The sequence below is a fragment of the Pseudomonas sp. AK-TSAG1-1 genome (assembly GCF_056821665.1).
The window spans coordinates 3,849,425-3,862,073 of the sequence record NZ_CM165965.1; the positions used below are offsets into that span (position 1 = coordinate 3,849,425).

General features: G+C 58.8%; 13 protein-coding genes. 4 read left to right on the top strand and 9 right to left on the bottom strand.

Translation table 11 applies throughout. The features are described 5' to 3' along the window. Nucleotides 1-5 precede the first annotated feature (5 nt). On the top strand, nt 6-1,301 hold the full coding sequence (locus tag AC1UK9_RS17015; protein ID WP_482578072.1) for an NAD(P)/FAD-dependent oxidoreductase: 1,296 nt from the start codon (nt 6-8) through the stop codon (nt 1,299-1,301). A gap of 371 nt (nt 1,302-1,672) precedes the next feature. Here AC1UK9_RS17015 and AC1UK9_RS17020 read toward each other — a convergent pair whose 3' ends face one another. Together AC1UK9_RS17020 and AC1UK9_RS17025 are read right to left on the bottom strand one after the other, a co-directional pair. Further along, nucleotides 1,673-2,458, bottom strand: a complete 786-nt coding sequence (locus AC1UK9_RS17020) for a DeoR/GlpR family DNA-binding transcription regulator (RefSeq protein ID WP_482578073.1) — start codon at nt 2,456-2,458, stop codon at nt 1,673-1,675. A 252-nt stretch (nt 2,459-2,710) separates the two neighbouring features. After that, nucleotides 2,711-3,604, bottom strand: a complete 894-nt coding sequence (locus AC1UK9_RS17025) for a LysR family transcriptional regulator (RefSeq protein WP_482578074.1) — start codon at nt 3,602-3,604, stop codon at nt 2,711-2,713. An 84-nt stretch (nt 3,605-3,688) separates the two neighbouring features. Between AC1UK9_RS17025 and AC1UK9_RS17030 the strand changes: the two genes are divergently transcribed. Continuing rightward, nucleotides 3,689-4,465: an NAD(P)H-dependent oxidoreductase gene (locus AC1UK9_RS17030; protein ID WP_482578075.1), complete on the top strand. Its 777-nt coding sequence runs from the start codon at nt 3,689-3,691 to the stop codon at nt 4,463-4,465. A 47-nt stretch (nt 4,466-4,512) separates the two neighbouring features. Here the strand turns inward: AC1UK9_RS17030 and AC1UK9_RS17035 are convergent, their stop codons facing one another. Genes AC1UK9_RS17035 through AC1UK9_RS17045 form a run of 3 tightly spaced genes read right to left on the bottom strand, consistent with a single transcriptional unit; the run spans nt 4,513 to nt 6,405 of the window. Further along, nucleotides 4,513-5,532, bottom strand: a complete 1,020-nt coding sequence (locus tag AC1UK9_RS17035) for an AbrB family transcriptional regulator (protein WP_482578076.1) — start codon at nt 5,530-5,532, stop codon at nt 4,513-4,515. Nucleotides 5,533-5,559: 27 nt separating this feature from the next. Then, entirely contained in the window at nt 5,560-5,982 is a 423-nt protein-coding gene (locus tag AC1UK9_RS17040) for an HD domain-containing protein (protein ID WP_482578077.1), read from the bottom strand. Nucleotides 5,983-5,997: 15 nt separating this feature from the next. Beyond that, entirely contained in the window at nt 5,998-6,405 is a 408-nt protein-coding gene (locus tag AC1UK9_RS17045; protein ID WP_482578078.1) for a hypothetical protein, read from the bottom strand. Nucleotides 6,406-6,871: 466 nt separating this feature from the next. Between AC1UK9_RS17045 and AC1UK9_RS17050 the strand changes: the two genes are divergently transcribed. Continuing rightward, on the top strand, nt 6,872-7,372 hold the full coding sequence (locus AC1UK9_RS17050) for an Hcp family type VI secretion system effector (RefSeq protein ID WP_025111320.1): 501 nt from the start codon (nt 6,872-6,874) through the stop codon (nt 7,370-7,372). Next, the gene (locus AC1UK9_RS17055; RefSeq protein ID WP_482578079.1) at nt 7,365-8,048 is read left to right on the top strand and encodes a DUF4225 domain-containing protein; all 684 of its coding nucleotides are present in this window, start codon (nt 7,365-7,367) and stop codon (nt 8,046-8,048) included. The genes AC1UK9_RS17050 and AC1UK9_RS17055 overlap by 8 nt, the downstream gene beginning before the upstream one ends. Before the next feature lie 16 nt (nt 8,049-8,064). On the opposite strand, the gene AC1UK9_RS17060 is transcribed toward AC1UK9_RS17055, so the two are convergent. The 4 genes from AC1UK9_RS17060 to AC1UK9_RS17075 form a co-directional block, all read right to left on the bottom strand. After that, complete coding sequence (locus tag AC1UK9_RS17060) at nt 8,065-8,427, bottom strand: hypothetical protein (protein ID WP_482578080.1); 363 nt, start codon at nt 8,425-8,427, stop codon at nt 8,065-8,067. A 334-nt stretch (nt 8,428-8,761) separates the two neighbouring features. Beyond that, nucleotides 8,762-9,310 (bottom strand): cupin domain-containing protein, encoded by a 549-nt coding sequence (locus tag AC1UK9_RS17065; protein WP_482578081.1) that lies wholly within the window; start codon nt 9,308-9,310, stop codon nt 8,762-8,764. A 418-nt stretch (nt 9,311-9,728) separates the two neighbouring features. Continuing rightward, entirely contained in the window at nt 9,729-11,012 is a 1,284-nt protein-coding gene (locus tag AC1UK9_RS17070; RefSeq protein ID WP_482578082.1) for an NAD(P)/FAD-dependent oxidoreductase, read from the bottom strand. A 52-nt stretch (nt 11,013-11,064) separates the two neighbouring features. Continuing rightward, entirely contained in the window at nt 11,065-12,555 is a 1,491-nt protein-coding gene (locus AC1UK9_RS17075; protein WP_482578083.1) for an aldehyde dehydrogenase, read from the bottom strand. Nucleotides 12,556-12,649 lie beyond the last annotated feature (94 nt).

The window sequence follows — 12,649 nt, forward strand, 5'->3', positions numbered from 1 at the left end:
CTGACATGACCGAACGCTGCAATTCCTACTACACCGCCACCCTCAACCAGGACACCGACTACCCGACCCTGCAAGGCCGGCATCAGGTTGATGTGGTGATCATCGGCGGTGGTTTCACCGGCGTTGCCACCGCTGTGGAACTCGCCGAAAAGGGCCTGAAAGTCGCTATCGTCGAGAGCCACAAGATCGGCTGGGGCGCCACCGGGCGCAATGGCGGACAAGTCACCGGCAGCCTTTCCGGCGACGGTGCGATGCGCAAACAGATGCGCCCGAAACTCGGCGATGAGGTCGACGATTTCATCTGGCACCTGCGCTGGCGTGGACACCAAATCATCCAGCAGCGGGTCGAAAAATATGGCATTCAGTGCGACCTCAAGCATGGCCATCTGCACGCCGCCTACAAGCCCAGCCACATGGACGGTTTGCGCCAGGACTACGACGAAGCCGTACGCCGCGGAATGGCCGACGAGGTCAGCCTGCTCGACCGCAGTCAGGTGCGTGATCTGCTGCAAAGCGACCTCTATCACGGCGCAATCAAGAACACCCGCAACATGCACCTGCACCCGCTCAACCTGTGCATTGGCGAGGCGCGGGCGGCGGAAAGTCTGGGGGCACTGATCTTTGAAAACAGTGAAGTGCTGGAGATCATTCACGGCACGGCTCCTCACAAAAGCCCGGGCGTGCGCACTGCTCACGGCCAGATCGATGCCAGGCAGGTGATGCTCGCCGGTGACGTCTATCACAAACTTGAGCCGGGCCAGCTCAAGGGCAAGATATTCCCGGCCATGGGCGGTATCGTCACCACCGCGCCGCTGGGTGATCTGGCGCGGCAGATCAACCCCGAAGACCTGGCGGTGTACGACTGCCGCTTCGTCCTCGATTACTACCGCCTTACCGCCGATGGCCGTCTGCTGTTCGGCGGCGGCGCCAACTACAGCGGCAAGGATTCGCGGGACATCGCCGCCGAGCTGCGCCCGTGCATCGAGCAGACCTTCCCGGCGCTCAAAGGGGTGCAGATCGACTACCAGTGGAGCTGCGCGATGGGCATCGTGATCAACCGTATCCCGCAACTGGGCAAGCTCTCGGACAATGTCTGGTATTGCCAGGGCTACTCGGGACACGGCATCGCCACCACCCACATCATGGGCGAAATCATGAGCCGGGCGATCACCGGGCAGATGGAGCAGTTCGACACGTTTGCTGCATGCCAACACATTCGCGTGCCGATGGGGGATTTGCTGGGCAACCCGTTGCTGGCGGCGGGGATGTGGTATTACCAGATGCTCGAAAAACTGCGCTGACTGGACTGCCCCCTTCGCGAGCAAGCCCGCTCCCACATTCGAATCCATTCCAAACGTGGGAGCGAGCCTGCTCGCGAAGACGCCAGCAGCCCCAATACAAACCTCAACCCGACAACTGCTCCCACATTCGAATGCATTCCAAATGTGGGAGCGGGCTTGCTCGCGAAGACGCCAGCAGCCCCAATACAAACCTCAACCCGACAACTGCTCCCACATTCGAATCCATTCCAAACGTGGGAGCGGGCTTGCTCGCGAAGACGCCAGCAGCCGCAATACACATCTCAACCAGACAACTGCTCCCACATTCGAATCCATTCCAAATGTGGGAGCGAGCCTGCTCGCGAAGACGCCATAAGCCTCAGTACAAAAGCTCAGTCCGGCAACTGCTCCACCACAATCCCCAACCGCCGATAATCCTCGACACTGCCCGACGCTACATGCCGCTCGGTAATCAGCGTATGCAGCCGCGTACACGATGCCACCACAAACGGCTCCACCGCCCCCAGCTTGTCCGCCGTGGTCACCGCTATCACCCGTGCGGCACTGTCGAGCAGCGCCTGTTTGACCGGCACTTCATCGAAGTGCAGCGAGGTAATGCCCACCTCCGGGTGAATCGCGCAGACCCCGGTAAGCGCCAGATCCGCCTTGATCGCGGCCAGCATCCGCACCGCCTCATGCCCGCCGGCCGACATTGTGCGGGGGTTCAGTTGCCCGCCGGCCAGAATCACCTTCACGCCCCTGTATTCGGACAAGGCAACCGCCGTCATCGGCGCCGCCGTTACCGCCGTGATCTGGATATCCGCACGCAACGAGCGCGCCACCTGCAACGTGGTCGAGCCGGAATCAAACAACACAATCTGCCCGTCCTCGACCTCTTGCGCCGCTCGCTGCGCCAGGCGCACCTTCACCTCGTCGCTTTCCTCCAGCCGGGTGAAGTAATCCTTGCCGGTGTCCTTGGGTCGCGGCAGCGCCCCGCCGTGTACGCGTTGCACCAAGCCGGCGTGATCCAGTTCGGCAAGGTCGCGGCGGATGGTGTCTTCGGACACGGCGAAGTGCTGGCTCAACTCCGAAGCCATGACCTTGCCGTCACGTTCGAGGATCAGGAGAATTTTCTGCCGGCGCAGGGACGGCAGTTCGGTGATCGAATGATCGCGCATGGTTGTGCCTGTTTATGCTTGTAGTTGCAGGTTTTGCCGAGACTAGCGAAAGCCTCGGGCAAACACAAACCGGCCGGTATCAATTGTTTCGATCATTGGAATCAACAAGCCGAATTTTTTCTTTGCCTGACGCCTGTTCAGAATGGCCTCACTTTAAAAAGGCTCAGGATGAATAGCTGATGAATCTCAATTTTGCGTTTGCGTGCATGATCGTCGTGTCTTTTGCGATAGCCCTGGGCCACGCCTGACGCGCTATACCGACGCCGCCAGATGTTCACGCAACCATTTGTGCGCCGGGTCGCGGTGCGAGCGTTCGCCCCAGAACATCGCCATTTCGTAGCCCGGCACCTGCAGCGGCGCGTCGACCACCTGCAACGCCGGGTTACCGCGCACCAGCCGTGACGGCAGCATCGCCACCAGATCGGTGCTGGTCAGCACCGACATCACCATCAGAAAGTGCGGCACCGACAGCACCACGTTGCGCGCCAGACCGACCTCGGCCAGCGCCTTGTCGGTCACCCCGAAAAAGCCCCCGCCCTCCCGTGACACCATCACGTGTTCCAGTGCGCAGAACTGTTCGCGGTTCGGCTTGCGCTTCAGGCGCGGATGGCCGACGCGACCGGCCAATACGTAGTGCTCGGTGAACAGCACCCGCTGATGCAGATCCAGCGGCGCGTCTTCGGTGATGTGCAACGCCAGGTCAATCATCCCCTGCTCCGCCTGCTTCACCAACTGCGCCGGCATCAGATCGAGCACCGCCAGACGCGTACCCGGCGCCTGAGTGCGCAAACCGCTGAGGGCCGGCAGCACCACCGTCGATTCACCGTAATCGGTCGCCGCGACTTTCCAGGTCTGGCTGGCCTGCGCCGGATCAAAGGCGCTGGCCGGCGCCACTGCCCGTTCCAGTGCTTGCAGCGCCTCGCGCAACGGCTCGCGCAATTCATCGGCCCGCGCGGTGGGGCGCATGCCCCGTGGTCCGGGCAGCAACAGCGGATCGGCAAAGATGTCGCGCAGCTTGGCCAGGTGCACGCTCACCGACGGCTGCGACAGGTTCAACCGCTCTGCGGCGCGGGTTACGTTGTGTTCTGCCAATAACACGTCTAGGGTCAACAGCAAGTTTATGTCCAGACGTCGTAAATTATTCATGGCTATACCTGACATATCAGACATTCATTTCCAATATACCGATCAAGGATTGATCCTGCCTGCATTCAACCAAGGAGCTGCAACATGAATGTGCTACTGGTCTACGCCCACCCTGAACCCACCTCACTCAACGGCTCGCTCAAGGACTTCACCGTCCAGCGCCTGCAAGCCGCCGGTCACACCGTGCAGGTCTCCGACCTCTATGCGATGAACTGGAAGACCACCCTCGACGCCGACGACGCCCCGGAACGCGACACCAGCCGCCCCTTCAACACCTCACGGGACTCGAAACTCGCCTACGCCCAAGGCACTCAGGCCGCCGATATCGCCGCCGAGCAAGCAAAACTGCTCTGGGCCGACGCACTGATCCTGCAATTTCCGCTGTGGTGGTTTTCCATGCCGGCAATCCTCAAGGGCTGGGTCGAGCGCGTGTACGCCTGCGGTTTTGCCTACGGCGTTGGCGAACACTCCGATTCGCGTTGGGGCGAGCGCTACGGCGAAGGCAAGATGAAAGGCAAACGGGCGATGCTGATGGTCACCACCGGCGGCTGGGACTCGCACTACAGCCCGCGCGGGATCAACGGCCCGATTGATGACGTGCTGTTTCCGATCAATCACGGCGTCCTCTACTACCCCGGTTTCGAGGTGGTACCGCCGTTCGTGGCCTATCGCGTCGGTCGAATGGACGAGGCGACATTTGCCGCGACTTGCAAAGAACTGGGCACGCGACTGGATGAATTGTGGAGCACGCGGCCGATTGCTTATCGGCAGCAGAATGGCGGGGATTACGAGATTCCGGCGTTGACGCTGAAGGATGGGATCGCACCGGGGATGGAAGGGTTCGACGCGCATATCCGCTGATCCAACCCTGTGCTGAGGGGATGAACCCCCTCAGCACAAAGGTACTTTCAGCTTTCTTCCCGCGCCCGTCGCACCTGCACCAGCAACGCCGGCGCGAAGTGCAGCAGCACCATCCGCGCCAGGTGGTGAGTGAGGATGAACACCACATTCAAGCCACCGGCAAACGCGACAATCGCAATCGTCTCGATCGCCCCCGGCATGTACGCCAGCCACAACGACAGCGGATCACTGCCCAGCCAGCGCGCCGCGACTTCGGCGAATGCCGCCGCGACCACGATCATCAAACCGACCGACACCAGCGCCGTCCGCCCATGCCGCCCCAACTCCGCGACGCCCAGCCCCTGAAAGCGTGAACCGATCCGCGCGCCGAGAATCAGCGCCGCCAGGTTCAGGCTCCAGTCCGGCATGTGGAAGCCGTGCAACCATCCCGATTTCACAAACACCGCAGTGAGCAGAATCGCCGTCAGCATGAACGGCGCCGGCACGCCGATCACCAGCAGCAATCGCCCGATGACGATGCTCAAGCCGATCAGCGCCAGCACCGTCAACGCCATGCCCGTGCTCAACGGATCGCTTTCAACCACCGCCACCGAAGCCTGCCCGGGAATCAAAAAACTCACCAACACCGTGATCAACAGCAGCCGCATCAGGTGCACGATGATGACCTTGCTCGAGGCCTTTTCCGACTCCAGCAAATCGAACACTGCCGCCAGTGCGCCGGGGTACACCGCCAGCAGCGCGTCGGTGCGATTCCACCCCGCGCCGCGGGTCAGCCACCATCCAGCGAGCGCGATCTGTACGGTCAGGCATATCAGCAGGACGCCGAGGCTGGGCAACATGGCCGAAGCCGTTGCACCGTCCCACGCCTCGAACATCAGCCCGGTGGCGATGCCCAGCGTGACCTGGATGTAGCCCAATCCATAAGGGGTTGCGGGGGCAAAACCGGTTCGCGTGGTGACCAGTGCGGTGACAAGAATCGCCCCCAGCAACAGGCCATGAGGAACACCGCTGACCTGCAACGCAGCGCCAACGGCGGCAGCGATCAAAAAACACAGAATCGATTTCATATTCGCCTTCCTGGCTATTCAACTGAATTAAGTGCGCAACCGTCCGATCGCCCGCCGATACTTCTCGACCCGCTCGAGATCCTCCCAACTGGGCGAGGCAATCCGCGACAGGTCGCTGTTCTCTTCCAGATCCGCCAGTTTCACCACCCGGCCAATCGGGTTCTGCGCCGCGCGCTCGACGAAATCCTCGTAGGACTCGCCCGGCACCTTGGTCACTGAGTCAATCGCCGTCAGCACCTCTTCGCTGAAACCTTCCTTGCGCAAGTCATCGAGGCTGATACCGCAATCCTCGACCACATCGTGCAGCACGGCGACGATGCGTTCTTCCAGCGAACTCATGCGCAACATGACTTTCAGCGGATGCAGAATGTACGGCGCGCCGCCCTTGTCCACTTGCCCGGCGTGCGCGGTGGCAGCGAGGGCGATGGCGCGTTCGAGTGTCTGGGGCATGGAGAATTCCTCGGATTAGATACCGTAACGGCCGCCGACGTGGATATTGCGCTTGAGCCAGGCGCCAATCGCCTGCAAACGGCTGAGGGGTTTGACAGGTTTAGCAGGTTTGGTGGATTCGGAATGTTTTTGCAGAATCAGCGCCACCAGCGTTGCCTGATCTGCACCGTTATTCGCATCGATCAGCTCTGCGACCCACGCACAATCGGCTTTCTGCAGATGCTCACGCCACTCGCCGGGCCAGGCGTCCAATTCATCCAGCGCCAACCACCGCGCACCGCCCTGATTGGCGTGCCCGCCGCCAATCGATTGCTCGAAGCAAAACGGCGTCGCCGGTCGGGACGGGTCGATGCTGAAAATGTAGATGTCTTGAGTGGGGTGCTGCGGCGTGGGGGCGTTGTTGCGGCTGCCGATTTCGATCATGCGCGGTTCCATCCGTGGGTCAGGCGTTACAACTTGTTTCGCAGTCTACGTCGTGGTGTCGTTCGGCGAAACCTTCAGTGATGTACTGCGGGCTGACAAATGAAAAAGCCGACCGCGTGGTCGGACAGGTATTTTCAGCGCCCAGATTTTGGAGTCTGAAAAGCTCTTAGGAAAACACCACTTGGGGTGAGGGGCTGTCGCTAACTAAATTAGCGATAGGAGCAGCTACGTTTGGACACGCTCGCCTCATAACCAACACATTACGAACGTGCCAACGTTGTAGGCGCTCGGTCATCCAACCGACGCTAACGTGGTTGGCACCTCAGAACCTTCACCTCCTGACTTCCGCTGACCCTGTAAGAAGCGTCTGAACGTCATCATCGGTGATTCGGCGCTTCAGCACCCCGGCTTTGTTGGACGGTTACTCTTCAAACGAGAGTTATCCATTCAATAAAGCAGAGCTTCCATGGCAAACCACAGTTACATGAGCATTACCGGAAACCGACAAGGACTGATCTCCGCCGGTTGCTCCGACACAAACTCAATCGGCAACAAATGCCAACTGGGGCACCTCGATGAAATCATGGTCCTGGCCTATTCCCACAACATGACCACCGGCAATAACGGCGGCGTTACCGCAGACCGCGGCCAACACTTGCCGATCATGATCACCAAGAACATCGATAAATCCTCTCCCCTCCTCTGCGCCGCACTTCACGAACGCGAAGTGCTGGACTGCACCCTCTTCTTCTACCGAACCTCCGCCGCGGGTACACAAGAGAAATATTTCAAAATCCACATAGCCGGCGCAAAAATCGCCCACATCAACCTTCAGGTCCCCCACGCCATCCATTTGAATGACGCACAGCCACAGGAGTTGGTCTCATTCACTTACCGCGAAATCAGTTGGACCCATATCCACGCGGGCACAAGCGGCTTCAGCCGTTGGGGAAATGACGATGAATGAGGATCCGTGTGACATCAACGACGTCACACGGGCTGCGTCCGAGCTGGTCGCATTCGGATGCCAGATTGGCGCGACTCAGTTGTATGACAGTTTCAGCCAGCTTCGATTTAGCGAGATCGTTTCTTCTTACGCTAATGAGATTATTCGGGCGGTGGATGAAGGTGTCATTAGTGCCAAGCAAGGATTGCAGGAACTCAGGGAAGAGTATTCAGAGCTTTCTGCCAAATCCATGTTTTATTTTCAGAATGGGGTGAGCATTGCTGCGGGAAGCATACAACTTCAGGCTGGCGCCCTAGCGATTGGAGCCACCCGAGGTAAAGCTGGCGTTACGGGCATTGCCTTAATCGGGCACGGCGTCAACAACATTTATGAGGGTGTGGGAAACATCTACAACGGCCCTGACAAACCAAGTGTTGTGGGTCCTATCAGGATGGGTTATCAGAGAGTTTTCGGCATCAGAAACGGTAATTTTACCTATTACACCGTAGATCTCTATCTGTCTATTCGAGGCATGATACATCTCGTCCGAAAGCCAGATTCAGTGCAACTTTTCAATAGAGACCCTATAAACTACGAACGGGCCCACAAGCAAATGGGAATACCAACCTTAGCATTCGAAGCTTTAACTGACAGCTTCACGCTAAACTCAATTAAAGAATCAAGCCCTGAAAAGTAATCACACAACCAGTCCACTAACGGCGAGAGCGAAACGAACGCTGAAAAAAGCTTAAATAGCAAAAAAAACCAAAAAATAATACGAACAGAAAAAACGCTATCACCCAGTACGAAACACCATTAAAAAAATCGAACCCCATCATAAACGGAACAAAAGCAATGGCCAATATCATAGACAAAAAGACCATTTCGATTAACACCCTTCGTAAATTATAGTGCTTTTCTTCGATCATTTTCCCATCGAGCATATTGCGAAGCGATGGAACAGGAACAGAAAAAGCAAAACCATACAAAGCAAATAGAACAAAAACAACCAAAATCACTACCCAGACCAAGTCTCCCTCAAGCTCTATAAACTGACCAATACAGTTTACGACCATTACACTCCAGAAAAATGAAGAAGCAAGAATTAGACAATAAACACGAAAAAAACACTGAAGACCATTTAATTGCACAGCCCGCCCCCTCACATAGCTATAACACCAAAAATCAAGCTCTACGGACAATCAAAAATGACTTCCGATCAACTACCACGCAATGTACACATACCAGAAGAGCCATAACATCCTTAACCTCGCATCATCACGCACCAACTCAGAGCCTTCCTACAAATAAAAGCCCTACACCCTACAAACATTTCATCCACAAAAAAAAACCGACACCCAATAAAAGATGTCGGATTTATTTACAACGTACGCCTAATCTAAACAGCGATCAGAAGTTAGCCGGCGTATTCGCACTAATAATCTCAGCCTCATCCGCCCCGATATTCCGAAATTTATGCGGCAACGTCGTAGGAAAGTAATACCCATCCCCGGCATTCAACACACTCACCGATCCATCCACGGTCAACTCCACCGTGCCACGCGTCACCAGCCCACACTCCTCGCCTTCCGCATGCACGATCGACTCTTCACCGGAGCTCGCGCCCGGCGCGTATTGCTCGCGCAGCAGGCGCATCTGGCGGCTTGGGACCGAGGCGCCGATGAGCAGCAGGCGCAGGCCGTGGCGGCCGAGGTCGGGTTGTTCGTTGGCGCGGAACACGTATTGGTGTTCGCGCGGGGGTTGGTCGAAGGTGAAGAAGTCGGCCAGGGACATCGGGATGCCTTCGAGCAGCTTTTTCAGGGAGCTGACGGAAGGACTGACGCGATTCTGTTCGATCAGGGAGATGGTGGCATTGGTCACGCCGCTACGCCGGGCCAGCTCGCGCTGGGAGAGTTTGTAGCTTTCGCGTACTAGTTTGAGTCGAGAACCCGTATCCATGACAGCCTTATGTGAGAACGACTTAAGGGCGATGGGGGTGGGTGGCGGGTGACGCGCCGAGGGCGCGGATCACGTTGCTCCCGTGTCCCGGAACCGTGAAAGGCGGCTATTAAATCACGTTTGGTGGTGTTGCTCAGCAGGTTCGATGGACGGTGGGATAAAAGTCCTTCTTGCCTTGGTAATACAGCAACTGTGGGAGCGGGCTTGCTCGCGAAAGCGGTGTGTCAGGCGACGGGGATGTTGGCTGATATGGCCCCTTCGCGAGCAAGCCCGCTCCCACAGTTTGATCTCTGGGTGCCAGCTCCATTGATGATGGTTGACGCGCCGCCACCGCTGGCAGGCCAGCTCGCACATTTGCAGCGTTAGTGTCTCAGGTAAAAAACCGGCGGGGTCTTGGGGCCGCCGCCGGGGAGGTAACTTAGATGCCGAAGCGGTCGCGCAGCGAGTAGTAGACGGCGCCGAGGGCGGTCAACGGGGCGGAGAAGGTGCGGCCGCCGATCATTGGCATGTGCGGTAACGAGGCGAAGGCGTCGAAGCGTTCGGCGTCGCCACGGATCATTTCCGAGATCAGTTTGCCGGCCAGGTGCGAGCAGGTGACGCCGTGGCCGCTGTAGCCTTGCATGTAGTAGGCGTTTTTCTCGATCCGGCCGAATTGCGGCATGCGTGACATGGTCAGCAGGAAGTTGCCGGTCCAGCGGTAGTCGATTTTCACGTCCTTGAGCTGCGGGAAGGTCTTGAGGATCTTCGGCCGGATCAGTTGCTCGATGTCGTCCGGTTCACGCGCGCCGTACACCACGCCGCCGCCGTACAGCAGGCGGTTGTCGGCCGTCAGACGGTAGTAATCGAGCAGATAGTTGCAGTCTTCGACGCAGTAGTTGTTGGTGATCAGGCTGCGCGCCTGCTTTTCGGTCAGCGGTTCAGTGACACAGATCTGCGAGCCGCACGGCATGCTTTTCGCGGTCACGCGGTTGTCCAGGCCTTGCGGCAGATACGCGTTGCCGGCGATCAGCAGGTACTTGGCGCGAACCTGGCCTTTGGCGGTACGCACGACGTTGGGCTCGCCGTATTTGATTTCGACGGCAGCCGATTGCTCGTAGATCTTGCCGCCCAGACGCACGATGGCTGCGGCTTCACCGAGGGCCAGGTTCAATGGGTGAACGTGGCCACCCTGCATGTCCAGCATGCCGCCAACGTAGGCGTCGGAGCCGACTTCGCGACGGATGTCAGCGGCGTCGAGCATCTTCAGGTTTTTGTTGCCGTAACGTTCCCAACTGCGCTTCTGCTCGGCCAGGCCGTTGAGTTGTTTCTTGTTCATCGCTGCGAAAATGCCGCCCGGGCGGTAGTCGCATTTGATGTCGTATTCCTTGATCCGCGAGCGGATGATGTCGGCGCCTTCAAAGATCATGCTGCCGAGGATTTCTGCGGTCCTGTCGCCGTAGCGCTCTTCGATCACATCGACGTCGCGGCTGTAGGAGTTGACCAGTTGACCGCCGTTGCGACCGCTGGCGCCGTAGCCGACTTTCGCCGCTTCGAGCACGGTCACTTTGTACCCGGCTTCAGTCAGGAACAGCGCCGAGGACAGGCCGGTGTAGCCGGCACCGATGATGCAGACATCGCACTCGACCGACTCTTCAAGAATCGGGAAGTCGATGACTTCGTTGCGGGTGGCGGCGTAGTAGCTGTTGACGTGTTGTTGTTTCATTTTATTGTTCTCCGAGGGTCGCCGGTTCAGGGCGACCACCGTTGTATAAAAGTTAGAGCTTGATCCAGGTCGCTTTCAGCTCGGTGTACTTGTCGAACGCATGCAGCGATTTGTCGCGACCGTTGCCCGATTGTTTGAAGCCACCGAACGGCGCGGTCATGTCGCCGCCGTCGTACTGGTTGACCCAGACGCTGCCGGCACGCAGGCCACGGGCGAAGGTGTGCGCCTTGCTCAGGTTGCTGGTCCACACGCCGGCGGCGAGGCCGAAGATGCTGTCGTTGGCGATCTGCAGCGCTTCTTCAACGGTGTCAAAGGTGATCAGCGACAGCACCGGGCCGAAGATTTCTTCGCGGGCGATGGTCATGGCATTGGTCACGCCGTCGAACAACGCCGGTTGCACGTAGAGGCCGCCGGTTTCTTCGAGGGTGCGCTGGCCGCCGGCAATCAGCTCGGCGCCCTGCTCGCGGCCGATGCTGATGTAGCGCAGCACGTTGTCGAGTTGGCGCTGATCGACCACGGCACCGACGGTGGTCGCCGGGTCAAGTGCATGCCCCGGCTTCCACGCTTGCAGCGCTTCGACCAGCAGCGGAATGAATTGCTCGCGGATCGAACGCTCGACCAGCAAGCGTGAACCGGCGGTGCACACTTCGCCCTGGTTGAAGGCAATGGCGCCGGCCGCCGCTTGTGCTGCCGCGCGCAAGTCCGGTGCGTCGGCAAACACCACGTTCGGACTCTTGCCCCCTGCTTCGAGCCAGACGCGTTTCATGTTGCTTTGGCCGGCATAAATCATCAGTTGCTTGGCAATTGCCGTGGAGCCGGTGAAGGCCAGCACGTCGACGTCCATGTGCAGCGCCAACGCCTTGCCGACGGTGTGACCGAAACCCGGCAGAACGTTGAACACGCCTTTCGGAATGCCCGCGTCCAACGCCAGCTGGGCGATGCGGATGGCGGTCAGAGGCGATTTTTCCGAAGGCTTGAGGATGAACGAGTTACCCGCTGCCAGGGCTGGCGCGAACTTCCAGCTGGCCATGATCAGCGGAAAATTCCACGGCACGATGGCCGCCACGACGCCGGATGGCTCGCGGGTGACGAGGCCGAGTTGATCGTGCGGAGTGGCGGCGACTTCGTCGTAGATCTTGTCGATGGCTTCAGCGCTCCAGCGGATCGCGTTAGCGGTCGCCGGGATGTCGATGCTCATCGAGTCGCTGATCGGTTTACCCATGTCGAGGGTTTCCAGCAGCGCCAGCTCTTCCTGGTGTTGCAGGATCAGATCAGCGAAACGAATCAGGATACGTTTACGCTCGGCCGGGGCCTTGTGCGCCCACACGCCGGAGTTGAACGATTGACGTGCGACGTCGACGGCGAGGTTGGCGTCGGCTTCATCGGTGCTGGCCACGGAGGCGAGGAAACGGCCATCGACGGGGCTCAGGCATTCGAAAGTGGCGCCGCTGATCGCCGGGCGATATTCGCCATTGATGAAGGCGCGCGATTCGATGGTCAGGGACTGGAAGCATTGTTCCCAGTCGTTGCGGGTCGTTGTCATTGTTGTGGCTCGACAAGGGGAGTGGATGACGGGCGAACACCCGTCAATCAAATTTGGTAACCGAATCCCCTGTGGGAGCGGGCTTGCTCGCGAA